Origin of the sequence: Intrasporangium sp., from assembly GCF_040414665.1 — a bacterium.
In the GTDB taxonomy this organism is placed as follows: Bacteria; Actinomycetota; Actinomycetes; order Actinomycetales; family Dermatophilaceae; genus Intrasporangium.
Window position 1 is genome coordinate 1 of sequence record NZ_JBEDUL010000174.1, and the last position, 23,717, is coordinate 23,717.

A 23,717-nucleotide genomic window follows, 5' to 3' on the forward strand; every position below is an offset into this window, starting at 1 on the left:
GCGCGAGGACACAACCAACCACCCACAAAGGCAGCCAGCCACACCCCCACAACGAGGTAATTGGCATCGATTTTTGACACGCTGTTGAGTTCTCAAGAACCGGACACACACCATCAACCAGCCAACAAGCCAGCCTCCGGGGCAACCCTTCAAGTTTGCCGCTCGTCTGCTTGGGAGTCAAATCCGTGACCGCCTCTTGGAGGCGCCGGACCCGCTCGCTTGGTTTCCCTTGCGGCAGAGAGAACATTACACGGCCTGCCGCCGATCTCCTAATCCGGTCGCCGACCCGTCCCGGACCGACCCCATCCACCGGCTGACCTGCCCAAACGCGCCCCTGGAGGGGCTGCGGAGGGCGATCAGGCGATGCGGTCGATGACGATCGGAGGCAGGTCGGGCCGCGACCCTTCGGGGGCGATCGTGAACCCGCCCGTCAGGGCCTCCAGCGCCCGCTCGAACCGCTCCGGGGTGTCGGTGTGCAGCGTCAGCAGCGGCTCACCGCCGCGGACCACAGCTCCCGGCTTGTAGTGCAGCTCGACCCCTGCGGCGGCCTGCACCGGATCCTCCTTGCGTGCCCGGCCGGCACCGAGCCGCCAGGCCGCCACCCCGACCGCGAGAGCATCGAGCTCGACCAGGACCCCGTCGGCCGGCGCGAGGACCTGGTGGGTCTCCTTGGCCGTCGGCAGCGGCGCGTCGGGATCGCCGCCCTGCGCCCGGATCATCCGGCGCCACGCGTCCATGGCCCGTCCGTCCTGGAGCGCGTCGGCGGGGTCGACGTCCTCCCTCCCCGCGGCCACCACCATCTCGCGGGCGAGGGCCAGCGTCAGCTCGACGACGTCCTGCGGCCCGCCGCCCTCGAGGACCTCCACCGACTCCCGCACCTCCAGGGCGTTGCCGGCCGTCAGCCCGAGCGGGGTCGCCATGTTCGTCAGGAGCGCGACGGTCTTGACCCCAGCGTCCGTGCCCAGCCGGACCATGGTCTCGGCCAGCTCGCGCGCCTGGCCGAGCTCCTTCATGAAGGCCCCCGACCCGACCTTGACGTCGAGGACGAGCGATCCGGTGCCCTCGGCGATCTTCTTGCTCATGATCGACGAGGCGATGAGCGGCAGGCAGGACACGGTGCCGGTCACGTCCCGCAGGGCGTAGAGCTTCTTGTCGGCCGGAGCGAGCCCCGCGCCAGCCGCGCAGATCACCGCGCCGACGTCCTCGAGCTGGCGCATCATCTCGTCGTTGCCCAGCGAGGCGCGCCAGCCCGGGATTGACTCGAGCTTGTCAAGGGTGCCGCCGGTGTGACCGAGCCCGCGGCCGGAGAGCTGCGGCACCGCGACACCGCACGCAGCGACGAGCGGCGCGAGGGGCAGGGTGATCTTGTCGCCGACGCCACCGGTCGAGTGCTTGTCGCTCGTGGGCCTCGACAGTCCGGAGAAGTCGAGCCGCTCACCGGAGCGGATCATCGCGTCCGTCCAGCGGGCGATCTCCGCCGCGCTCATGCCATTGAGGTAGATCGCCATGGCCAGCGCCGCCATCTGCTCCTCCGCCACCACGCCCCGGGTGTAGGCGTCGATCACCCATTCGATCTGCGCGTCCGTCAGCTGGTTGCGGTCGCGCTTGGCGGCGATGATGTCAACGGCGTCGAAGGCTTCGGTCACGGTGCCATCATGTCCCAGCCCAGCGGCATACGGCCGTCTAGGCGTGCCGTGTGTCGAGGTCCGATGGCCCGAAGGCCTGCGGGAGCACCCGCGTCATCGGCAGGACCCCCTCCGGTGTCATGAGCAGACACTCCGGCCCACCGTTCTCCCAGAGCAGCTGGCGGCAGCGGCCGCACGGCATCAACGCCTGGCCGTCCCCGCCCACGCAGTAGACGGCGACAAGGCGCCCGCCGCCGGTCGCGTGGAGCTCGGACACCATGCCGCACTCGGCGCAGAGCCCCACGCCGTAGGACGCGTTCTCGACGTTGCAGCCGGCCACGACGCGCCCGTCGTCGACGAGCCCAGCGACGCCGACCGGGAAGGCTGAGTAGGGGGCGTACGCCCGCTCCATGAGCTCCACCGCACGGCGGCGGAGGGCCTCCCAGTCGATGTCGTATGCCGCTGGGCTCGCTCCCGGCTCAGCCTCCGTCACGAGGCCTCCCCCTTGCGATAGACGAGGCCGTCTGCCTTGGGCATGCGCAACCGTTGCGATGCGAACGCCAACACGATGAGCGTCGCGAGGTACGGCGTCATGCCGGTCAGCTCCCGGGGGAACGTCGAGGTGACCATGAACCAGACGAGGACGACGACCGCCATCACCGCACTGACGACCCCGACAACGCGCTGTCCGTTGCGGCGACGCCAGAGCGACCACACGCCCCAGAGGAGCAGGAAGACGCCGAAGGGCAGCAGGTAGGCACGGACGATGTTGCCACCGCCGCGCAGGTTCACCGTGTCCGCGTAGCCGAAGAGGCCCGCGCCGGCCGCGAGGCCTCCGGGACGCCAGTTGCCGAAGATCATGGCGGCGAGACCGATGTAGCCGCGGCCACCCGTCTGGCCTTCGCGGTAGAGGTTGGACGCGACCATGGCGAGGAAGCCGCCACCGAGACCGGCCAGCCCTCCGGAGACGAGGACCGCGATGAACTTGTACCTGATGACGTTGACGCCGAGCGTCTCCGCGGCCACCGGCGACTCACCGCAGGACCGGAGGCGCAGTCCGAACGACGTACGCCAGAGGATCCACCAGGTCGCAACGAGGAGGAGCACCACGAGGACGGTCAGGATGGACAGGTTCGTCACCAGCGCGCGGAGGACGCTGGCGACATCGGCGAGGATGAAGACCCCGCCCTTCTCGACGTCCGCGAGAGCGTCGGAGACGGGGGTGATGGTCAGCTGCGGCAGTGGCGGCAGGCTCGGCGACTGGGTCCCACCGGTCTCGCTGAACGTGCGCGTCGCGAGGTAGGCCGCCGCACCGGCGCCGAGCAGGTTGAGCGCGACACCGGAGACGATGTGGTCGACGCCGAAGATGACCGTTGCCAGTGCGTGGATGGCGCCGCCGATGACGCCCATCATGATGGCGCCCAGCACGCCGGCCCACGCGCCGTAGTGCACCGCGAAGAAGGCCGCGCCCCAGGTGCCCATGATCATCATGCCCTCGAGGCCGATGTTGACCACGCCCGCGCGCTCGGACCACAGGCCGCCGAGACCGGCGAGGGCGATGGGTGCGGCGAGAGCCAGGGCGGCGATGAGCGCCCCGGAGGAGCTCATGTCGTTCGCCCCGGTGATGACGCGGGTCAGGGAGACCACCACCAGGCCTGCGGCGGCGAGGACCAGGACGCGCCGCCAGCCGACGAGCCTGGACAATCCCAGGCGGGGCTCGCGGCTGGCCGGTGATTCGGGCGGGGTCTGCGTCGTCAGCTGGCTCATGCCGGCGCCCCTTCCTTCGACAGGGATCCTTGCTCGGCCAGCGCCTGGGCGACTTTGCGCTGCTCGAAGCGAACGTTGGCCCGCCGGATCACCTCATAGGCGATGACGACGGACAGGACGATGACGCCCTGGATGATCAGGACGAGTCGGTCGCTGACGCCGGCTGTGATCTGCAGCCCATTCGACTGCTGCTCGAGGAAGCCCCAGAGGAGCGCGGCGAAGATGATCCCGATGGGGTGGTTGCGACCGAGCAGGGCGATGGCGATGCCGGCGAAACCGAGACCGGGCTGGAACGTGTCGCCGTAGGCGTAGTCCTGGCCGAAGAGCAACGGCATGCCGACGAGCCCGGCCACGACACCCGAGAGCACCATGGCGGTCAGCACCATCCGCCTGACCTTGACGCCGCTCGCCACGGCGGCCGACTCCGACCGGCCGGTGGCACGGAGGTCGAAGCCGAACCGCGTCTTGCCGAGGATGAACCAGTAGAGGACCCCGACGATGATCGCGAGGAACAGCAGACCGTAGACCTCGCGCGAGACGCCGGGGATGAGGGCCATGCCGGGGACGCGAGAGTCGTCCGGAAGTGGCTTGGTGCTCGTGACGTTGGAGCCCTCGACCTGCAGGGAGACCTTGCGCAGGAGGAAAGCGACGCCGATGGTCGCGATCGAGTTGAGCATGATGGTCGAGATGACTTCCGACACGCCTCGGTAGACCTTGAGCAGACCCGCGATCGATGCCCACAACCCACCCGCCACCATGGCGACGATGAGGCCGAGCAGGATGTTGAAGAAGCCGGGCAGCCAGCCCTGCCCGGCGACGACGGCTGCGGCGAAGGCCGCCACGCGGTACTGGCCGTCGACCCCGATGTTGAACAGGTTCATCCGGAAGCCGATCGCCACGGCAATGGCCGAGATGTAGTAGACGATCGACGCGTTGATGATCGAGACGACGACGCGTGGGCGGGGAACGGAGAGGATGGTGCTCCACACCTCCCCCACCGGGTCTCCCGCCACGGCGAGGATGACCGAGGTGACGATCACCGCCACGACGATGGCCAGCGCCGGCGCGGCAAGGCTCATCAGGATCCTGCGCAGGTCGAATCTGGCGCTCATCAGGCTGCCCCCTCCGCCGGCGTTGCCCCGGTCATCGCCGCGCCGAGCTCTTCCCTCGTCACGGTGTCGGGATCGAAGGATCCGGAGAGGCGTCCGCGCAGGATGACCCGGATCGTGTCGGACAGGCCGATCAGCTCCTCCAGGTCGGCCGAGATGAGGAGAACCGCGAGGCCGTTGCGTCTGGCCCGCTTGAGCTGGTCCCAGATCGCCGCCTGGGCGCCGACATCGACGCCGCGGGTCGGGTGTGCGGCCACCATTACCTTGGGCTCGCGACGCATCTCCCGGCCGATGATGAGCTTCTGCTGGTTGCCGCCGGACAATGAGCCGGCGGTCACCTGAATCGACGGGGTGCGCACGTCGTACTGCTTGACGACCTCCGCGGTCTCCTTCCGTGCGGCGCTCGCGTTGATCAGCGCGCCGCCCGGCCCCGAGGCGTAGATCCCCTCGGTCTGGTGGCCGAGGACGACGTTCTCCCACAGGGGCGCCTCGAGCAGCAGTCCGTGGCGGTGTCGGTCCGCCGGGATGTAGCCGATCCCGGCCTCCCGGAGCTCCCGGGTCTGCCACGTGGAGGTGTCGACGTCGCCGAGCAGGATGCGGCCGGACGAGGGCTCGCGGATCCCCATGATCACCTCGACCAGCTCGTCCTGGCCGTTGCCCTCGACGCCGGCAATGCCGACGACCTCGCCGGCGTGAATGGTGAGGTCGATGTCGCTGAGCAGGGGGCGTCCGCCGAGTGGGTTGTCGAGTGAGGTGTCCTCGATCACGAGCAAGGGGGTCTCGGTGACCGTCGACTCCTCGGTGCTCGGCGACGGCAGCTCCGAGCCGACCATGAGCTCGGCGAGGTCGCGAGCGGTGACGTCCTTGGGCAGGACTTCGGCCACCGTCGTTCCCCTCCGGATCACGGTGATCGCGTCGGCGACGCTGAGCACCTCGTCGAGCTTGTGTGAGATGAAGATGACCGTCAGTCCCTCCGCCTTGAGCTCGCGGAGGTTGTCGAACAGCTCCTCGACCTCCTGCGGCACGAGGACGGCAGTCGGCTCGTCGAGGATGATGATGCGGGCGCCTCGATAGAGCACCTTGAGGATCTCGACCCGCTGCTGCGCGCCGACGCCGAGGTCCTCGACCAGGATGTCCGGGTCGATGTCCAGGCCGTAGGCGTCGGAGATCTCCTTGACCTTGGCGCGGGCCTCGTCGCCGATGCCGTGGAGCTTCTCGGCCCCGAGGACGACGTTCTCGAGGACCGTGAAGTTGTCCGCGAGCTGGAAGTGCTGGAAGACCATCCCGATTCCCGCGTCGATCGCGTCCGCTGGCGACTTCAGCGCTCGCACGGTCCCCTCGACGGAGATGGTGCCCTCGTCGGGCTGCTGGACGCCGTAGAGGATCTTCATCAGCGTCGACTTGCCCGCGCCGTTCTCGCCGACGATGGCGTGCACGGTCCCGCGGTGCACCGTCAGCTCGATGTCCTTGTTCGCGACGACACCGGGGAACCGCTTGGTGATCCCGTGCAGCTCGACCACCGGCCCCCCGCGCGCCGCGACCGACTCCCTCGCCGGGACAGGTTCCGATTCCCCGTGCGACGGGACGCTGGCGGTTGTGTCATTGGGGACGATGACGCACGCTCCTCATCAGGGCCCGACAGCGCGGGCGGCGACCGAAAGAAATTGAACCACCACGCCGAACGTACACAGTCGACAGGCGGCTCGGCGGTAAACGGCCCGGACAACGCGAGCGCGTCGTCCGGGCCGTCCACATCTGACCGGTTGGGGTCTCGAGCCTCAGGGAGTCGTCGGGACCTTGATCTCGCCGGAGATGATCTTCTGCTTGAACTCGTCGAGCTTGCCCTTGATGTCATCGATCTGGCCACCGGTGGTCGAGTAGTCGACACCTCCTGCCTTGAGGTCGAAGACCTTGTTGCCGCCCTGGAACTTGCCGTCCTTGATCGAGGTGATGTAGTCGAACACCGCGACGTCGACCTTCTTGATCATCGAGGTCATGATGACGTCCTTGACCGCGGCGTACTGCTTGAGGTTGGCCTGGTCGGAGTCGACGCCGATCGCGCGCTTGCCGGCCGCCTTGGCAGCCTCGAAGACACCGCCGCCGGAGCCGCCTGCGGCGTGGTAGACGATGTCAGCACCCGCCTGGTACATGCCGTCGGCAGCCGCCTTGCCCTTGTCGACGGAGTTGAACCCGGAGAAGTCGGGAACCTGGGTCAGGTACTGAACCTTGATCTGGATGTCCGGCTTGACGGTCTTCGCACCGGCGACGTAACCAGCCTCGAACTTCTTGATGAGGGGCGTCTCGACGCCGCCGACGAAGCCGATCGTGTTGCTCTTCGTCTTGAGGGCAGCGGCGGCACCGACGAGGAACGAGCCCTCGTTCTCGGCGAACGTGATCTGCTCGACGTTCGGACCAGCCGAGTCAGGGGATGCGTCGTCGATGATCGCGAACTTGACGTCCGGGTTGTCCTTGGCGACCTTGCCGACCGACTTCGCATAGGCGAAGCCGACGGCGACGATGTTGTTGAAGCCGGCGTCGATGAGCTGCGAGAGCCGCTCCTCACGAGCGGACTCCGGCTCACCAGAGACCGCCGTTGCCTCCTTGCCCTCGACTCCGTACTCGGCCTTGGCCTTGTCGAGTCCAGCCGCGGCGGCGTCGTTGAACGAGCCGTCGCCACGCCCGCCCACGTCATAAGCGAGCCCGATCTTGAGCGGCGTGCCGGCGGCCGTTCCGGTGCCGCCGCCGTTCGTCCCCGGGGTGGCCTCCGGGGTGCTACTGCCGCAGGCGGCCAGTCCGAGGGCGGCAGCGGCGACCACTGCAGCGATCTTGGATGCGTGACGCAAGGGGGTACTCCTTCACTCCATCGGCCGATGTCGACATCGGCCCTGATGCCACGCACTGTAGACCCGGACAGCGCCACGATTTGGAGCACTCGGCCAAACTCGCCGCAAGTGTTACCGATCCGCTATCGCGTCCGAGGCGTCCGCATCCCGGTCGGCCGCGGCAGGAGGTGGTGTGCGGCGGAGGCGAGCACACAGCCGGCCAGCGTGCTCGCACCGACGACGATCGCGCCCTCGTCGACGACGAGGTCCCCGCGGTGCAGGTCGTAGATGAGCCCACCCGGCCGGCGGGTGCCGAGCCGGGCCATCGCGCCGGGAATCTGGGTCAGGTACCACGCGAAGTCCTCGCCGCCCAGCGACTGCGGCGTCGAGGCGACCGTCGCGCCGGCACCGACGACCGCCGCGGTGAGCGCATCGATGCACGAGGCGTCGTTGACGACGGGCGGCACACCCTTGGTGATCGTCACGTCGGCGGCCACGGCGTACGGGGCGACCACGGCGTGGACCACCTCGTCGAGCAGCTTCTCGACTCCCTCCCACGTCTCGGCGTCGAGCATGCGGAGCGTGCCGCCCGCCTTGCCGGTCGCGGGAATGACGTTGTGCGCACCACCACTGTGGATCGAGCCCCACACGAGCGCAGCCGCCGCTCGAGGGTCCAGCCGGCGGGACAGGGCGGCGGGCACGTCGGTGACCACCTTGGCGAGGGCGTACGTCAGGTCCTGCGTCAGATGCGGCCGCGAGGTGTGTCCACCACGCCCGGTCAGCGTCACATCGACCTGGTCCGCAGCCGCGGTGATCGGACCGACCCGGAGGCCGACGTGCCCCACATCGAGCGCTGGGTCGCAGTGCAGCGCGAAGATCCGGTCGACCCCCACCAGGCCGTCCTGGGCAACCACGTCCTGGGCGCCACCGGGCATGAGTTCCTCGGCCGGCTGGAAGATGAGGCGGGCACCGACGCCGTGGTCCCGCAGGCGGTCCTCCACCGCCGCGAGCGCGAGGCCGGCCCCGAGCAGTGCGGTCGTGTGCACGTCGTGGCCGCAGGCGTGGCTGACCCCATCCGTGCGAGAGGCGAACTCGAGCTCGGTCTGCTCGCGAATCGGCAGCGCGTCGAGGTCGGCCCGTAAGGCGACCCGGACCACTGGCTCGGGAGCACCGAGGTCGACGACCAGCCCGGTCCCGTGGAGCCGACGGACCGCGATGCCGGCGCTCTCGAGGCGCTCGGCCACCCGTCGAGTCGTGCGCACCTCGGCCCGGCCGAGCTCGGGATGGCGGTGCAGGTCCCTCCGGAAGTCGATGAGCTCTTCCTCGTGCTCTGTCACGACACGGGAGATCTCGTCGAACGGCGGGGGCATGGTCACGAGTACGAGATTCTACCGAGAGGATGGGATGCCCCCGGCCGCATCACAGGAGCAGCAGTGTCCTCGCATCCGCTCGACGAGCTCGTGCACGTCGTCGACCGCGCGCTCCCGCACGTCACCGTCTCCACCGACGCGTCCGCCCGCACCACGTGGGTCGCCGACGTCAACGCGCACGTCGCCGCCGGAGCGGATCCCCTCGCGCCGTGGCGGCAGGCGCTCGCCGCCCGACAGGGCTCCGAGCACAGGCCGCACGTGGCCGCCGCCTTTGTCCTCCAGTGGTGGTGCGAGGTCGTCGCAACCCCGTTGGCGTATGCCGCTGAGCTCGCTTCCGTGGTCATCGCCCCCGCCCCGACAGGGCTGGGTTTCGAGCTCGCGTCCGGGCTCTACCCGTCGCGGATCGTCCTCAGACCCGGTCACGTGGTGGTGAAGCCGGCCAACCACTCGAGGGAGGCTGCGCTGGAAGCGAGCTCAGCGGCATACCGCCAGCTGGTGACGGCTGTGGTGCGGGACTATGCGCCCGAGGTCAAGATGAGCTCACGACAACGGTGGGGCGTCGTCGCTGACGTGTGGGCCACCGCGGTGCGCGGCGCGGCCGGTGCGGGCGGGCGGGCGGTGGAACCGGCACGGCGGACGTCGTGCTGCTTCATCGTGGCGCTGCCCGGCATGCAGGCGTGCGCCTCGTGTCCGCGCCTGGGTCAGCCGGACTCCGGCAGCCGATAGTCCTGCATGGCGCACGCCATCAGCTCGGCGAGCGGGCCACCGTCGCCCGCGTGCTCGGGCGCGCGCATGGCGACCATGACGTTGATGAGCATGCCGTGCGCGACAAAGGCGCGCAGCTGCTCGTCGGTCCCCCCGGTGCGGCGGAGCAGGGCGAAGATCCGGCCCATGCAGTGGCGAGCGGCCCCGCCGATCTCGTCGACACCGGCCGAGGTGAAGCCGTGCATCATGACGAGGAGGAAGTCCCGGTCCTCGACGAGCTCCTTGTAGGCGTGACCGAGGCGGGTCCAGTCGTCCGGCTCGTCGGGGTCGAAGGGCTGCGAGTCGAGCTCGCGCTCGAACGCCTCGATGATCCGCTCGGCGGCGTGCTCGAAGACCTCGACGAAGAGCCGGAGCTTGGTGCCGAACATCCGCACGACGTAGGGCTGGCTCACCCCTGCCTCCCGAGCCACGGTGTCGGTGGTCGTGGCCGCGTAGCCCCGGTCGGCGAACGCTCGGGTCGCAGCGGCGAGGATCAGCTCGCGGCGGGCCTCGGCGGACATGCGAGTGCCGGTGGGGGCAGCGGTTGGCGAAAGCATGTTGACATGTTATCAGTCGATTACCTACTGTCGATCCGGCAAGTAATCATCCAATGCATACTAGGAGTCTCGACATGAGCACCCTCACCGGCGCCACCTCCGCCGTCGAGCAGTCCCGCGGCCTCGGGCCACGGACGCGCGCGACCGTCCCGCTCTGGCTCGTTCTCGTGGCCACCTCCCTGCCGATGTTCATGGCGACCCTGGACAACCTCGTCATGACGACCGCCCTGCCGGTCATCCAACGCGACCTGGGCGCCTCGGTGGGCCAGCTCTCCTGGTTCCTCAATGCGTACACGCTGGCCTTCGCCGCGTTCATGCTCCCCGCGGCGACGCTCGGGGACCGGCTCGGCCGGCGAAAGGTGATGCTCGCGGGGATCGTCGTCTTCACGCTCGCATCCATCGGCGCGGCCCTCAGCTCGACGTCCGAGGCCCTCGTGGTCGCGCGCGCTGTCCAGGGCTTCGGCGCTGCCGCCATCATGCCGCTGTCGCTCGCCCTGCTCGCCGGCTCGGTGCCCGAGCGCCTGCGGCCGATGGCCATCGGCATCTGGGGCGGCGTCTCCGGCCTCGGCGTCGCCGTCGGTCCGGTGGTGGGCGGCGCCATCGTCGAGGGGATCAGCTGGGAGGCAATCTTCTGGGTCAACGTGCCAGTCGCCGTCGTCGCCATCGCCCTGATCCTCGCGGCCGTGAAGGAGTCCCGCGGCGCCTTCACCCGGCTCGACCTCGTCGGCACGGGGCTGCTGGGCGGCGCCGTCCTCCTCGCCACGTGGGGCATCGTCCACGGCAACGAGGACGGGTGGACCTCCCCCGGTGTACTCACCGTGCTCATCGGCGCGGCCCTGCTCCTCATTGCCTACCTGCCGTGGGCCGCGCGTCGCACCGACGCCGTGCTGCCGCTGCGGCTCTTCCGGTCTCGCAGCTTCTCGACGGCCAACGTCATCGGCCTGTTCTTCACGCTGGGGATGTTCGGCGCCGTCTTCCTGCTCTCGCAGTACCTCCAGATCGTCCAGGGCTACAGCCCTCTCGAGGCCGGCATCCGCACGCTGCCGTGGACCGCGGCGCCGATGGCTGTCGCACCCATCGCCGGGCTGCTGGCTCCTCGGCTCGGGGTCCGCGTCCTCCTGCTGACCGGGCTCGCCCTGCAGACCGTGTCCCTCGTCTGGTTCGCCGTCGTCACCGAGGCCGGCCTCGACTACGGCGCCTTCGTCGTGCCGCTCGTCCTCGCCGGGGTGGGCATGGGGCTGACCTTCGCGCCGGCGTCGACGGCCGTGCTGCAGGACCTGCCCTCCGAGGACTTCGCCATCGCGAGCTCGGCGAACGCGACGATCCGGGAGTTCGGGGTGACGTTGGGCGTCGCGACCCTGACCGCGGTGTTCCTCGGGGCGGGCGGGCAGCTGACGCCCACTGGCTACGAAGGCGCTGTCGGACCGGCCCTGGTCACCGGCGCGATCGCCGTCGGGATCGCGACCGTGGCCGCCCTGTTCCTCCCCGGCCGGCGGGCCTGACCGCGAGCCGGCGGACTACCACGAAGCGCCGCCCCCGCGCCCAGCCACGCTGGATCGCCAGGCGCGGACGCACCTCGTGGTAGTCCGTCGGGCCCTGTGGACAACCTCAGCGGCGGTGGGCGCACCGCGTCCAGAGTCAGGGCATGGACCCAGCGATGCTCGTGGCCCAGCTCGGCGGTTCGTGCACCTGGGCGGAGTTGCGCAAGGCGCTGTCCAAGCGGCAGATCCGGCGAGCCGTCGCGGGTGGCGTGGTGGCGCGCGCGGGCAAGGGCCGGTACGTCCTGCCCAACATCACCGCCGCGCGGCTGACCGCGGTCGAGCTGCACGCGACGGCTTCACACACGACCGCGGCCTTGCACTGGGGTTGGGGGGTCAAGACCGAGCCGGAACGAGTGCACCTGACCTTTCCGCGGGGCCGCAAGCTGAGGGGCCGTGCCACCGCCGCCGTGCGCCACTGGCGCCCCCTGGACGACGCCGACGTCGTGGACGGTTGGGTGACCAGCCCGCACCGCACCGTCATCGACTGCTGTCTCGACCTGCCGTTCGACGAGGCACTGACCGTGGCCGACTCATCGTGGCGCAATGGGCTGGATCCGCTGGAGGTGGCCCGGCGCGCTGCACGCCTGCCGCCGAGGTTGCGCAGGCAGGTCCTCGCCGTCCTGCGCCACGTCGACCGTGGCGCGGCCAACCCGTTCGAGTCCGTCCTGCGGGCCCAGTGCCTCGCCGCCGGCGCCGACGTCGTGACCCAGCACGAGATCAAGGACAAGAGCTTTTATGCCAAGGTCGACATCGCGATCGAGCAGTTCCGGATCGTCGGCGAGGCCGAGAGCTTCGAGTACCACGGTGACCGGGCGGCGCTCAAGCGGGACTGTCGCCGCTACACCGGCCTGGCGGCGCGCGGCTGGGCAGTGCTCCGGTTCACCTGGGACGAGGTCATGTTCGAGCCGGACTACGTCATCGGCGCCGTCCGGGCGACGATCGAGGCGCGCCGACCGACTACCACCAGCTCCGCCCAAACCGCGTGACCACGCACGACCGGGTGGGTTGGCCCGGCTTCGTGGTAGTCCGTCGGCCCGCCAGCGGAGGCGGGGCTGGGCCTAGAAGGTCTCGCGCGGCTGGTAGACGCCCCACACCTGGCGAAGGGCGTGGGCCACCTCGCCACCGGTGGCCCGCAGGCGGAGGGCTTCGCGCATGGGGTAGAGGACGTTGTCGCTGCCCCGGGCCGCCTCCTGCAGCTCGGCGAGGGCCGCCTTGACCGCGTCGTCGTCCCGCTCCGCCCGCAGGGCCTTGAGCCGCTCGCGCTGATCCACCTCGATCTGCGGATCGACGCGGAGCGGGTCGTAGGCCTCCTCCTCATCGAGCGTGTACTTGTTCACCCCGACGACGGTCCGCTCCCCCTCGTCGATCTCGAGCTGGACGCGGTAGGCGGATCGCTCGATCTCGGACTTCTGGAAGCCCTGTTCGATCGCCGCGACCGCGCCGCCCTTGTCCTCGACGGCCTGGATCAGCGCCAGCGCCGCCGCCTCGATCTCGTCGGTCATCGACTCGACGACGTAGGAGCCGGCGAACGGGTCGACAGTCTTGGTCACGTCGGTCTCGAAGGCGATGACCTGCTGGGTGCGCAGCGCGAGGCGAGCGGCCTTCTCGGTCGGCAGCGCGATCGCCTCGTCGAACGAGTTGGTGTGCAGCGACTGCGTGCCGCCGAGCACGGCCCCGAGGCCCTGGAGCGCGACGCGGACGAGGTTGACCTCCGGCTGCTGCGCGGTCAGCTGCACACCGGCGGTCTGGGTGTGGAAGCGGAGCATCATCGACTTCGGGTTCGTCGCGCCGAACTGCTCCTTCATGATCCGGGCCCAGATGCGGCGGGCTGCGCGGAACTTCGCGACCTCCTCGAGCAGGGTCGTACGCGCCACGAAGAAGAAGGACAGGCGCGGCGCGAAGTCATCGACGTCCAGGCCCGCGGCCTGGGCGGCCCGGACGTACTCCATCGCGTTCGCCAGGGTGAAGGCGATCTCCTGCACGGGCGTCGCGCCGGCCTCGGCCATGTGGTAGCCGGAGATGGAGATCGTGTTCCAGCGCGGCAGCTCCTTGTGGCAGTACGCGAAGACGTCGGCGATGAGCCGGAGCGACTCGCGCGGGGGGTAGATGTAGGTGCCGCGAGCGATGTACTCCTTGAGCACGTCGTTCTGGATCGTGCCGGTCAGCTGGTCGCCGCGGACGCCCTGCTCCTCCGCGACGAGCTGGTAGAGCAGCAGCAGCGTCGAGCCGGGCGCGTTGATCGTCATCGACGTCGAGATCGTGTCGAGCGGCAGGTCGTCGAACAGGACGCGCATGTCGTCGAGCGAGTCGATGGCGACCCCGACCTTGCCGACCTCCCCGTGCGCGATCGGCTCGTCGGAGTCGTAGCCCATCTGGGTCGGCAGGTCGAAGGCCACACTCAGGCCCCCCGTGCCCGCCTTGACGAGCTGGTGGTAGCGCTCGTTGGACTCCTTCGCCGTGCCGAAGCCGGCGTACTGACGCATCGTCCACGGCTTGCCGGTGTACATCGTCGGGTAGACACCCCGGGTGAACGGGTAACTGCCCGGCTGCCCTAGTTTGGCCTCCGGGTCGAACCCGACCAGCGCGTCGGCGCCGTAGACGGGCTTGATCGGCAGGTCGGACTCGGAGCGCGCGCCAGTGCTGTCAGCCATGCCGCCGAGCGTAGTGGCGTCGGCCGGCGCCGGCGCCGGGCCGGAGCGCGAACGTAGCCGATCTCACGTGGTGCGTTCACCCCTTGGTCGTATGCCGCTGGGCTTGCCTCCGCACGTCGGCTGCGTCGTCGGAGTGGCCGGGTCAGTCGTCGGTGGGCCAGTCGCGCGTGATCTCGGCCTTGCGCTCCTCCCAGCCGAGCATGACGGCCTCCTGTTGCTGCCCGAGGAAGTCGAGGAACTCGACGGAGAGCTGGAGGCGGCGGCCGGCCCGGGTGTCCACGCCGCCGACCGCGTCGACGCCCGAACGGATGCTCGCCTCCATCAGGCCGAGGATGCGGTCGCGGCTCAGCATCGCGTTGTGCCAGCCGTCGTCCTGGACCACGTAGACGTCCCTCCGCGTGCCCCGCTCACGTTCCTTGCCGATGAGCATCGTGTGCGTCAGGTAGCGGACCGCCCCCGAGATCGCGGCGGGGCTGACCTCGAGAGCCTCGGTCAGCTCCCCCGCCGTCATTCGGCCGTCGTCGTCGGCGAGCAGCTGGGCGAAGACGCGAGACGCGAGCCGGGGCATGCCCGCGTCAGTCAGGGCGTCGCCCAGGCGCTCCACGTAGGCGCGGACGGCCCGGTCGTCACGGGCCGGCGCGGCGCCCGGCTCGTTGCGGTCGGCGGTTCCGTCCTCGAGCAACCTCATGGTCCGACGATATCGCAGCGTTCATGACATTCACCAATTGCTGAATGATGTGTAGTCTGCCAGTTATGACCGCAGCCATTCAGGTCACTGACCTCCACAAGCGTTTCGGCACCACGGTGGCCCTCGACGGGCTCGACCTCGAGGTGGCCACGGGCGAGATCCACGGCTTCCTCGGGCCCAATGGCGCCGGCAAGTCCACGACGATCCGGATCCTGCTCGGGCTGCTCCGCTCGGACGGCGGCAGCGCCAGCCTCCTCGGTGAGAACCCATGGCAGGACGTGGAAACCCTCCACCGGCGACTCGCCTACGTCCCGGGTGACGTCGCCCTCTGGCCGAACCTCACCGGTGGCCAGGTCATCGACCTGCTCGGCAACCTCCGCGGCGGCCTCAACGAGAGGCGGCGGGCGGAGCTGCTCGAGCGCTTCGACCTCGACCCGACGAAGAAGGGCCGGTCCTACTCGAAGGGCAACCGGCAGAAGGTCGCGCTCGTCGCCGCGCTCGCCTCGGACGTCGAGCTGCTTCTCCTCGACGAGCCGACTGCAGGCCTCGACCCGCTGATGGAGGCGGTCTTCAAGGACACGGCCCGGGAGCGGCGCGACGAGGGCGTGACGATCCTCCTGTCGAGCCATATCCTCAGCGAGGTCGAGTCGCTCTGCGACCGGGTGAGCATCATCCGGGACGGACGCAACGTCGAGTCCGGCTCGCTCACGCAGCTGCGGCACCTGGCCAGAACCACCGTGGACGCGACGCTGGCGCAACCCCTCACCGCCGAGGAGCTGGCGACCGTTCCCGGGCTCGGCGACGTCGTGCTCACCGACCACCACGTCGTGTGCACGGTCGAGTCGACCCACCTCGGCCAGCTGCTCGAGCTCCTCGGTCGCCACGGGATCAGGAGCCTGACCAGTGCTCCCCCGACCCTTGAGCAGCTCTTCATGGCGCAGTACCGCGGCGCGCCAAGCAGCTTGGGCGGCAGCGAGGCGGACCCGTCGGCCCCTGAGGCGGCGACGACCCGATGAGCGGCTTCACCGGCACGGGCGCCCTCCTGCGCCTCGCGGCCCGCCGCGACCGGGTGCTCATCCCGGTCAGCGTCATCGCGCTCGTCGTCCTCGTCGCAGGCTCGGCCCAGGCGACGATCGACCTCTACCCGACGACTGAGTCAGCGCTCGGTGCCATGGGCGACATCTTCACCAACCCCGCGCTCGTGGCGATGTACGGCCCGCTGACCAGCCCCACGATCGACTCCTTCTCGGTCTTCAAGACGATCCTTCTCGGTGGGGTCTTCCTCTGCCTGCTCGCCTACATCGTGGTGCGCCGGCACACCCGGACCGAGGAGGAGGAGGGGCGCCTCGAGCTGGTCGGAGCCGGCGTCGTCGGGCGTCGGGCGCCGCTGGCCGCCGCCATCCTGCTCGGCGTGCTCGCGGTCCTGGTCACCGCGCTGCTGACCACCGTGTCCGCCATCGCCGTCGGTCTCGACCAGACCGGGTCCGTCGCCTTGGGCGTCGCGTGGCTGACGATGGGACTGACGTGGGTCGGCGTCACCGCGTTCGCAGCGCAGCTGACGGAGACGGCACGGGGCACCGCCGCCTTCTCCCTCGGCGCCCTGGCCATCGTGTTCCTCCTGCGGGCCGTCGGGGACACCGCCGCGGAGGGAAGCCCGCTCACCTTCCTCACGTGGCTCTCGCCGATCGGTTGGGGCGAGAAGGTCTCGCCCTATGGCGCGAACCAGTTCTGGCCGCTGCTGCTGGGCATCGCAGCCTTTGGCCTGCTCTGCGCGACGGCCTTCAGCCTGCTCGAGCGGCGCGACCTCGGCGCCGGTGTCATCCCGCCCCGCCCCGGCCCCGGCCGGAGCCGGATGCGCACCGTCGAGGTCCTGACTGCGTACCTCGCGCGCGGGACCATCACCGGGTGGGTCGTCACGGCGCTCGTCCTCGGCACTGTCGTCGGCTCGATTGCCGGAAACGTCCAGTCCCTCATGGACTCACCACAGACCGCGGAGATGCTGCAGAAGCTCGGCGGCGGAGCAGGCACGATCGTCGACATCTTCTTCTCGGCGGAGCTGCACATCGCGTCGGTGGCGGTGGCGGCCATGGGCATCTCACTCGTGACCCGTCTCCGGTCCGAGGAGACCTCGCTCCGGGGCGAGCCGGTCCTGGCCACCTCCGTTACCCGCCCCCGCTGGGCCCTCTCCCACGTCGGCGTCGGGGTCCTCGCCACGACGCTCGTCATGGTGCTCGTCGGCATCGCCGCCGGCCTGGCCGACAGCCAGCGAACCGGCGACGCCGCAGGGTCGATCGGTCGCCTCGTCGGCGCAAGCATCGTGACCCTCCCCGCCATCTGGGTCTGCGTGGGCATCGCCCTCGTCTTCGTCGGGCTCCTGCCACGGCACACCGGGCTCGTGTGGGCCGTCCTCATCGGATTCCTGCTGCTCGGGGAGTTCGGGGCGCTCTTCGGCCTGCCCGACTGGGTGCAGAGCCTGTCGCCTTTCGGCCATGTCCCGGGCCTGCCCGCGGCCGCCCTCGTCATGACACCCCTCATCACGCTGACCGCCATCGCCGCGGGTCTCGTGCTCGTCGGGACCGGCGCCCTCCGACAGCGCGACTTCCCGACGACCTGACCCTCCCCTACTTCGTCCTCGTCTTCGTCGAGTGTGCGATTGGCGTCGCCCGCGCGCCGGCGCGAAGTGCACCCTCGACCGGGCGGTCCGGCGCGAAGTGCACTCTCGACGCAAAGGAGGGGGTGCGGGAGGTCTGTCTGAGCGGAAGCCGGCCGAGCGGCATACGGCATTGGTGGTTTGTCGATAGGTTCTGCCACATGTCTGAGGGAACGCAGATCGAGGGGCTGTGGGCGGTCATCCCCGCGGGCGGGTCGGGTACCCGGCTGTGGCCGCTCTCACGCCGGGCCTCGCCGAAGTTCCTCCACGACCTGACGGGGTCGGGGCGGTCCCTGCTGCGGATGACGTGGGACCGGCTGGTGCCTCTCGTCGAGGACCGCTTCCTCGTCGTCACCGGAGCAGCCCACGAGGACGCCGTGCGCAGCCAGCTGCCGGCGCTCCGCCGCGACGACGTCATCGCGGAGCCGTCACCCCGGGACTCGATGCCGGCCATCGGACTGGCCGCTGCCATCCTCGAGCGGCGTGACCCCGAGGCGATCCTGGGCTCGTTCGCCGCCGACCACGTCATCACGGATGTTGCCGCCTTTCACGCCGCCGTCGCGGAGGCGTCGGCAGCTGCCCGCGCAGGCGAGCTCGTCACCATCGGTATCGAGCCAACCCACGCCGCCACGGGGTTCGGCTACATCAGGCAGGGTCATGCCCTGGACATCGAGGGGGCGCCCCACGCGCGCCGGGTCGACGAGTTCGTCGAGAAGCCGGACGTCGATGCGGCGCGCCGCTACGTGGAGTCTGGCGAATATCGCTGGAACGCAGGGATGTTCGTCGTCGGGGCGACGACTCTGCTCGAGCTCCTTGCCGAGCACCACGCCGACCTCGTCGACAACCTCCGGATCATGGCGAGCGACCCCCGCCGCATGCAGGACCTGTGGCCCACGCTGCCCAGGATCGCCATCGACCACGCCGTCGCCGAGCCGGCAGCCGCCGCCCGGCGGGTCGCCGTGGTGCCGGCATCCATCGGCTGGGACGACATCGGCGACTTCGCTTCACTGGCAACGATTCTCGGCGGCGGCGGGGCGCCCTCTCTCGAGGTCATCACGGGTGCGGACCACGTCATCGCGGTCGACTCGACAGGCATCGTCGCAGCCGACAGCGGACGGGCGGTGGCCATCGTCGGCCTCGACGACGTCGTCGTCGTCGACACCGCAGACGCCCTGCTCGTGACGACGAAGGACCGGGCCCAGGATGTCAAGCGGATCGTCGACGAGCTGACGGGGCGCGGGTTGACAGAGCTCACCTGAGACGCCCGTCGGCTCGCCTGACGGGTCCTCAGTCGCGGCCGTAGATGTCTCGCGTGTAGACCTTGTCCACGACATCCGCCAGGTCGTGGGAGTGCCGGTTCGCCACGATGACATCGGCCTCCGCCTTGAAGGCGTCGAGGTCCCGGACGACCCGCGAGTGGTAGAAGTGGTCCGACTGCAAGGTCGGCTCATAGACGATGACCTCGACACCCGTGGCCTTGATCCGCTTCATGATCCCCTGGATGCTCGAGCTGCGGAAGTTGTCCGACCCCTCCTTCATCACGAGGCGGTACATGCCGACGACCCGGGGACCGCGTCGCAGGATGTCCGCGGCGACGAAGTCCTTCCGCGTCGTGTTCGACTCGACGATCGAGCGGATCAGCGTCTGCGGCACCCGGTCGTAGTTGGCAAGCAGCTGCTTGGTGTCCTTGGGCAGGCAGTACCCGCCGTAGCCGAACGACGGGTTGTTGTAGTGCGAGCCGATGCGTGGGTCGAGGCTGACACCCTCGATGATCGACTTGGCGTCCAAACCGTGCGTCGCCGCGTAGGTGTCCAGCTCGTTGAAGTAGGCCACGCGCATCGCGAGGTAGGTGTTGGCGAACAGCTTCGTCGCCTCGGCCTCGGTCGGGTTCGTGAGCAGCACCGGCACATCGGTCGCCTCGGCCCCCTCTGCGAGCAGGTCGGCGAACTGCTTGGCCTCGGCCGAGGTGTCCCCGACGATGATCCGGCTCGGGTGGAGGTTGTCCCACAGCGCCTTGCCCTCCCGGAGGAACTCCGGCGAGAAGATCACCCGGGCGTGGGAGTGCCGGTCGCGCATGCGGGAGGTGAAGCCGACCGGAACGGTCGACTTGACGATGATCGTGGCCTGAGGGGCGTGGCTGCGAACGTCCGTGATCACCGACTCGACACTCGACGTGTCGAAGTAGTTCGTCTTCGGGTCGTAGTCGGTGGGGGTGGCGATGACGACGAAGGACGCGCCGGCGTAGGCGTCGGCCGGATCCGTCGTCGCGCGCAGGTCCAACGGCTTCGACGCGAGGTAGTCCTCCAGCTCTCCGTCGACGACCGGGGACCGTCGCTGGTTGACCGACTCGACCCGGCGGGCATCGAGGTCGAGGGCGACGACCTCGTTGTGCCGCGCGAGGATGACGGCGTTGGACAACCCCACGTAACCGAGGCCGACGACTGCGATTTTCACACCGACACCTTAGACAGTGGCCGGGAGTGCCGCCTCTGCCACGACGTCATGACCGGGGTGTCCGGGTCGCGACGACCGAACCTCGGCAAACGCGGCCGACGCGAATCCCCCTCTGCCGCCGATGTTGCGGCTAGGGTGTGGCACGGCCCGACCAATGACGGTGGAGGTTCGCACGATGAGTGACACACGGCTCGATCTGGGACCTCAAGGTCGATCGGTGCCTGGCGGAGTCGGTTCGCCCGGACGAGCGCAGATCCCGCAGGCGACCCTGCGGACGGACCGCTGGTGGGTCCAGCCCGCTGTCACGTTCACGCTCCTGTCGATCTGGGTGCTCTATGCCCTGGTCCGGACCGCCTCTCAGCGCAACTACTTCGTCGAGGCGCACGGCTACCTGACGCCGTTCTACTCGCCCTGCGTCACAGCCTCCTGCGCCCCCGGCGCCCGGCACTTCGGGACGTGGTTCGGCGAGTTCCCGCCACTCGTGCCGTACGCGTTGCTCGTGCTGCCGTTCCTGCTCGGGTTCCGGCTCACCTGTTACTACTACCGCAGGGCGTACTACCGGTCGTTCTGGCTGTCACCGCCTGCCTGCGCCGTGGCCGAGCCGCACCGCAGCTACACCGGTGAGACCCGCTTCCCGCTGTTCCTGCAGAACTCCCACCGCTTCTTCTTCTATTCGGCGCTGGTCGTCTCGTCCATCAACACGTACGACGCGACGCGGGCCTTCAAGGGCGTCGACGGCGGCTTCGGGATCGGGCTCGGCACCGTGATCATCGTGGTCAACGTCGCCTTCCTCTGGCTCTACACCCTGTCCTGCCACTCCTGCCGTCACGTCGTCGGTGGTCGCCTCACGCACTTCTCGAAGCACCCGGTCCGCTACCGCGCCTGGACGATCGTGTCGCGGCTCAACACCAGGCACATGGAGCTCGCGTGGATCACCCTCGGCACCCTCATGGTGACCGACGCCTACATCGCCCTGGTCGCCTCCGGGGCCCTTTCTGATCTGAGGTTGGTCAACTGATGGCTGCAGAGCTCGAGCGCCACGACTACGACGTGCTCATCATCGGGGCCGGCGGAGCCGGTCTGCGTGCGGCGATCGCAGCGCGGGAGGCCGGCATGCGGACCGCCATCGTCTGCAAGTCCCTCTTCGGGAAGGCCCACACCGTGATGGCCGAGGGCGGCATCGCGGCGAGCATGGGCAACGTCAACAGCCGGGACAGCTGGGAGGTGCACTTCCGGGACACGATGCGTGGTGGCAAGTTCCTCAACTCGTGGCGGATGGCCGAGCTGCACGCCAAGGAGGCGCCCGATCGGGTCTGGGAGCTCGAGACCTACGGCGCCCTGTTCGACCGCACGCCCGACGGCCGGATCAGCCAGCGCAACTTCGGTGGCCACGAGTACCCGCGCCTCGCACATGTCGGCGACCGCACCGGCCTCGAGCTGATCCGCACGATGCAACAGAAGATCGTCTCGCTCCAGCAGCAGGACGAGCGTGAGACGGGTGATGCCGAGAGCCATCTCAAGGTCTTCGCCGAGTGCACCATCACCGACCTGCTCATGGACTCGCAGGGCGGTGGCGGTGCCATCGCGGGCGCCTTCGGCTACTGGCGCGAGTCAGGTCGCTTCCTCCGGTTCGACGCGCCCGCCGTCGTGCTGGCCACCGGTGGGATCGGCAAGTCGTTCAAGGTGACCTCCAACTCGTGGGAGTACACCGGCGACGGGCACGCCCTCGCCCTCCGGGCCGGCTCGACCCTGGTCAACATGGAGTTCGTCCAGTTCCACCCGACCGGCATGGTCTGGCCGCCCTCGGTCAAGGGCATCCTCGTCACGGAGTCCGTGCGGGGCGACGGGGGCGTCCTGCAGAACTCCGAGGGCAAGCGCTTCATGTTCGCCTACGTGCCTGACGTCTTCCGAGGGCAGTACGCCGAGACCGAGGAGGAGGGCGACCGCTGGTACACCGATCCAGACAACAACAAGCGCCCTCCAGAGCTGCTCCCCCGTGACGAGGTGGCCCGGGCCATCAACGCCGAGGTCAAGGCGGGACGAGGGACACCACACGGCGGGGTCTACCTCGACATCGCCTCGCGCCGCAGCGCTGCCGAGATCCTCAAGAAGCTGCCGTCGATGCACCACCAGTTCAAGGAGCTGGCCGACGTCGACATCACGGCCGAACCCATGGAGGTCGGCCCGACCTGTCACTACGTCATGGGCGGTGTCGAGGTCGACCCCGACACCGCCGCGGCAGCCCGCGTGCCCGGGCTGTTCGCCGCAGGCGAGGTGTCCGGCGGCATGCACGGCTCGAACCGGCTCGGTGGCAACTCGCTCTCCGACCTGCTCGTCTTCGGCGCCCGCGCCGGCACCGGCGCGGCCGTCTACGTCAAGGGCCTGGGAGCCGCCCGTCCACAGGCCGAGGCGGCCGCCATCGACGCGGCAGCAGCGGCCGCGCTGGCTCCCTTCGCCGAGGAGGGCGGCGAGAACCCCTACACCCTTCATCAGGAGATGCAGCAGACGATGAACGACCTCGTCGGCATCATCCGCACGGAGGAAGAGATCGAGCAGGCGCTCGCCACCCTCGAGGAGCTCAAGGCCCGCGCCCAGCACCTCACCGTCGAGGGGCACCGCCAGTTCAACCCCGGGTGGCACCTCGCCCTCGACCTGCGCAACATGCTCGCCGTCAGCGAATGCATCGCCCGGGCCGCCCTGCTCCGACAGGAGAGCCGCGGCGGGCACACCCGTGACGACTACCCGGGCATGGACTCCGCCTGGCGATCCAGGCTGCTCGTCTGTTCGCTGGACGCAGACAGCATCAGTGTCAAGGAACAGCCGACGGAGCCGATGCGCGACGACCTCATGGCGCTGTTCACCCGGGACGAGCTGGCCAAGTACCTCACGTCGGACGAGCTCGCGGCCATGCCCGCGCCGGGCACCAGTGATGGGAGTGGAACGTGAGCTACGACGCGAGGTTTCGGGTGTGGCGCGGGAATGGCGACGGTGGTGAGCTCGTCGACTACACCGTTGAGGTGAACGAGGGCGAGGTCGTCCTCGACATCATCCACCGCCTCCAGGCCACCCAGGCGGGGGACCTCGCCGTGCGCTGGAACTGCAAGGCCGGCAAGTGCGGCTCGTGCAGCGCCGAGGTCAACGGCATGCCGCGCCTCATGTGCATGACCCGGATGTCCACCTTCGCCGAGGACGAGACGGTCACGGTCACCCCGATGCGCACCTTCCCGGTGATCCGCGACCTCGTCACCGACGTCTCCTTCAACTACGAGAAGGCACGCCAGATGCCGTCGTTCGAGCCGCCGCCCGGCCTGGCGCACGGCGAGTACCGGATGGCGCAGGTCGACGTCGAGCGCTCGCAGGAGTTCCGCAAGTGCATCGAGTGCTTCCTCTGCCAGGACACCTGCCACGTCGTGCGCGACCACGAGGACAACAAGGACGCCTTCGCCGGGCCGCGCTTCTTCATCCGCGCCGCCGAGCTCGACATGCACCCGCTCGACGCCCGCACCGACCGCGTCCAGCTCGCGCGGACCGAGCAGGGCATCGGGTTGTGCAACATCACGAAGTGCTGCACCCAGGTCTGCCCTGAGCACATAGCCATCACCGACAACGCCATCATCCCGATGAAGGAACGCGTCGCTGGCGACCGCTACGACCCGCTCGTGTGGCTGGGCCGCAAGATCGGCCTGCGCAAGACGTGAGCCACCTCCCGTAGGCCGCCTGCGGGCGGGAGGGCTGGGAC

The 23,717-nt window shown here is 69.5% G+C and carries 20 protein-coding genes; 9 read left to right on the forward strand and 11 right to left on the reverse strand.

Features of this window, described 5'->3' with window-relative positions; all coding sequences use genetic code 11:
- Positions 1 to 356: 356 nt before the first annotated feature.
- The 7 genes from ABF401_RS19385 to ABF401_RS19415 all read right to left on the reverse strand — a co-directional run bounded on the left by ABF401_RS19385 (position 357) and on the right by ABF401_RS19415 (position 8,693).
- On the reverse strand, positions 357 to 1,646 hold the full coding sequence (locus ABF401_RS19385; RefSeq protein WP_353511227.1) for a thymidine phosphorylase: 1,290 nt from the start codon (positions 1,644 to 1,646) through the stop codon (positions 357 to 359).
- Positions 1,647 to 1,683: 37 nt separating this feature from the next.
- Positions 1,684 to 2,118, reverse strand: coding sequence for a cytidine deaminase (locus ABF401_RS19390; RefSeq protein WP_353511228.1), 435 nt, complete (start codon positions 2,116 to 2,118; stop codon positions 1,684 to 1,686).
- On the reverse strand, positions 2,115 to 3,392 hold the full coding sequence (locus ABF401_RS19395; RefSeq protein ID WP_353511229.1) for an ABC transporter permease: 1,278 nt from the start codon (positions 3,390 to 3,392) through the stop codon (positions 2,115 to 2,117). Before ABF401_RS19395 ends, ABF401_RS19390 begins: the two co-directional genes overlap by 4 nt.
- Positions 3,389 to 4,504, reverse strand: a complete 1,116-nt coding sequence (locus tag ABF401_RS19400; RefSeq protein WP_353511230.1) for an ABC transporter permease — start codon at positions 4,502 to 4,504, stop codon at positions 3,389 to 3,391. The genes ABF401_RS19395 and ABF401_RS19400 overlap by 4 nt, the downstream gene beginning before the upstream one ends.
- The gene (locus ABF401_RS19405; protein ID WP_353511231.1) at positions 4,504 to 6,021 is read right to left on the reverse strand and encodes an ABC transporter ATP-binding protein; all 1,518 of its coding nucleotides are present in this window, start codon (positions 6,019 to 6,021) and stop codon (positions 4,504 to 4,506) included. Before ABF401_RS19405 ends, ABF401_RS19400 begins: the two co-directional genes overlap by 1 nt.
- Positions 6,022 to 6,279: 258 nt before the next feature.
- Positions 6,280 to 7,344 carry a BMP family lipoprotein gene (locus ABF401_RS19410; protein WP_353511232.1) on the reverse strand — a complete coding sequence of 355 codons (1,065 nt, stop codon included), beginning with the start codon at positions 7,342 to 7,344 and terminating at the stop codon, positions 6,280 to 6,282.
- Between the two features lie 122 nt (positions 7,345 to 7,466).
- A complete protein-coding gene (locus ABF401_RS19415; protein ID WP_353511352.1) occupies positions 7,467 to 8,693 on the reverse strand; it encodes an amidohydrolase in 1,227 nt (408 codons plus the stop codon).
- Positions 8,694 to 8,756: 63 nt separating this feature from the next.
- Here ABF401_RS19415 and ABF401_RS19420 point away from each other — a divergent pair, with 63 nt between their 5' ends.
- On the forward strand, positions 8,757 to 9,419 hold the full coding sequence (locus ABF401_RS19420) for a (2Fe-2S)-binding protein (protein WP_353511233.1): 663 nt from the start codon (positions 8,757 to 8,759) through the stop codon (positions 9,417 to 9,419).
- Here the strand turns inward: ABF401_RS19420 and ABF401_RS19425 are convergent.
- A complete protein-coding gene (locus ABF401_RS19425) occupies positions 9,395 to 9,994 on the reverse strand; it encodes a TetR/AcrR family transcriptional regulator (protein WP_353511234.1) in 600 nt (199 codons plus the stop codon). The two genes, ABF401_RS19420 and ABF401_RS19425, sit on opposite strands and share 25 nt — an antisense overlap.
- 74 nt (positions 9,995 to 10,068) lie before the next feature.
- Between ABF401_RS19425 and ABF401_RS19430 the strand changes: the two genes are divergently transcribed.
- Together ABF401_RS19430 and ABF401_RS19435 are read left to right on the forward strand one after the other, a co-directional pair.
- Positions 10,069 to 11,496, forward strand: coding sequence for a DHA2 family efflux MFS transporter permease subunit (locus ABF401_RS19430; protein WP_353511235.1), 1,428 nt, complete (start codon positions 10,069 to 10,071; stop codon positions 11,494 to 11,496).
- A gap of 143 nt (positions 11,497 to 11,639) precedes the next feature.
- On the forward strand, positions 11,640 to 12,521 hold the full coding sequence (locus ABF401_RS19435) for a DUF559 domain-containing protein (RefSeq protein ID WP_353511236.1): 882 nt from the start codon (positions 11,640 to 11,642) through the stop codon (positions 12,519 to 12,521).
- A 72-nt stretch (positions 12,522 to 12,593) separates the two neighbouring features.
- Here the strand turns inward: ABF401_RS19435 and ABF401_RS19440 are convergent, their stop codons facing one another.
- A complete protein-coding gene (locus ABF401_RS19440; protein ID WP_353511237.1) occupies positions 12,594 to 14,186 on the reverse strand; it encodes an acyl-CoA mutase large subunit family protein in 1,593 nt (530 codons plus the stop codon).
- A gap of 142 nt (positions 14,187 to 14,328) precedes the next feature.
- Positions 14,329 to 14,874, reverse strand: a complete 546-nt coding sequence (locus tag ABF401_RS19445; protein WP_353511238.1) for a GbsR/MarR family transcriptional regulator — start codon at positions 14,872 to 14,874, stop codon at positions 14,329 to 14,331.
- A 65-nt stretch (positions 14,875 to 14,939) separates the two neighbouring features.
- Between ABF401_RS19445 and ABF401_RS19450 the strand changes: the two genes are divergently transcribed.
- From ABF401_RS19450 to ABF401_RS19460, 3 genes are all read left to right on the forward strand, one after another.
- On the forward strand, positions 14,940 to 15,890 hold the full coding sequence (locus ABF401_RS19450) for an ABC transporter ATP-binding protein (RefSeq protein ID WP_353511239.1): 951 nt from the start codon (positions 14,940 to 14,942) through the stop codon (positions 15,888 to 15,890).
- Positions 15,887 to 17,488, forward strand: coding sequence for an ABC transporter permease (locus ABF401_RS19455; RefSeq protein WP_353511240.1), 1,602 nt, complete (start codon positions 15,887 to 15,889; stop codon positions 17,486 to 17,488). The genes ABF401_RS19450 and ABF401_RS19455 overlap by 4 nt, the downstream gene beginning before the upstream one ends.
- Positions 17,489 to 17,685: 197 nt before the next feature.
- Complete coding sequence (locus ABF401_RS19460; RefSeq protein WP_353511241.1) at positions 17,686 to 18,783, forward strand: mannose-1-phosphate guanylyltransferase; 1,098 nt, start codon at positions 17,686 to 17,688, stop codon at positions 18,781 to 18,783.
- A 28-nt stretch (positions 18,784 to 18,811) separates the two neighbouring features.
- Here the strand turns inward: ABF401_RS19460 and ABF401_RS19465 are convergent, their stop codons facing one another.
- Entirely contained in the window at positions 18,812 to 19,978 is a 1,167-nt protein-coding gene (locus ABF401_RS19465; protein WP_353511242.1) for a nucleotide sugar dehydrogenase, read from the reverse strand.
- Between the two features lie 217 nt (positions 19,979 to 20,195).
- On the opposite strand from ABF401_RS19465, the gene sdhC reads away from it, so the two are divergent.
- From sdhC to ABF401_RS19480, 3 genes are read left to right on the forward strand one after another with little or no spacing between them, the layout of a single operon-like run.
- A complete protein-coding gene (sdhC, locus tag ABF401_RS19470) occupies positions 20,196 to 20,996 on the forward strand; it encodes a succinate dehydrogenase subunit SdhC (protein WP_353511243.1) in 801 nt (266 codons plus the stop codon).
- On the forward strand, positions 20,996 to 22,924 hold the full coding sequence (locus tag ABF401_RS19475) for a fumarate reductase/succinate dehydrogenase flavoprotein subunit (RefSeq protein WP_353511244.1): 1,929 nt from the start codon (positions 20,996 to 20,998) through the stop codon (positions 22,922 to 22,924). The genes sdhC and ABF401_RS19475 overlap by 1 nt, the downstream gene beginning before the upstream one ends.
- Positions 22,921 to 23,676 (forward strand): succinate dehydrogenase/fumarate reductase iron-sulfur subunit, encoded by a 756-nt coding sequence (locus tag ABF401_RS19480; protein ID WP_353511245.1) that lies wholly within the window; start codon positions 22,921 to 22,923, stop codon positions 23,674 to 23,676. The genes ABF401_RS19475 and ABF401_RS19480 overlap by 4 nt, the downstream gene beginning before the upstream one ends.
- Positions 23,677 to 23,717 lie beyond the last annotated feature (41 nt).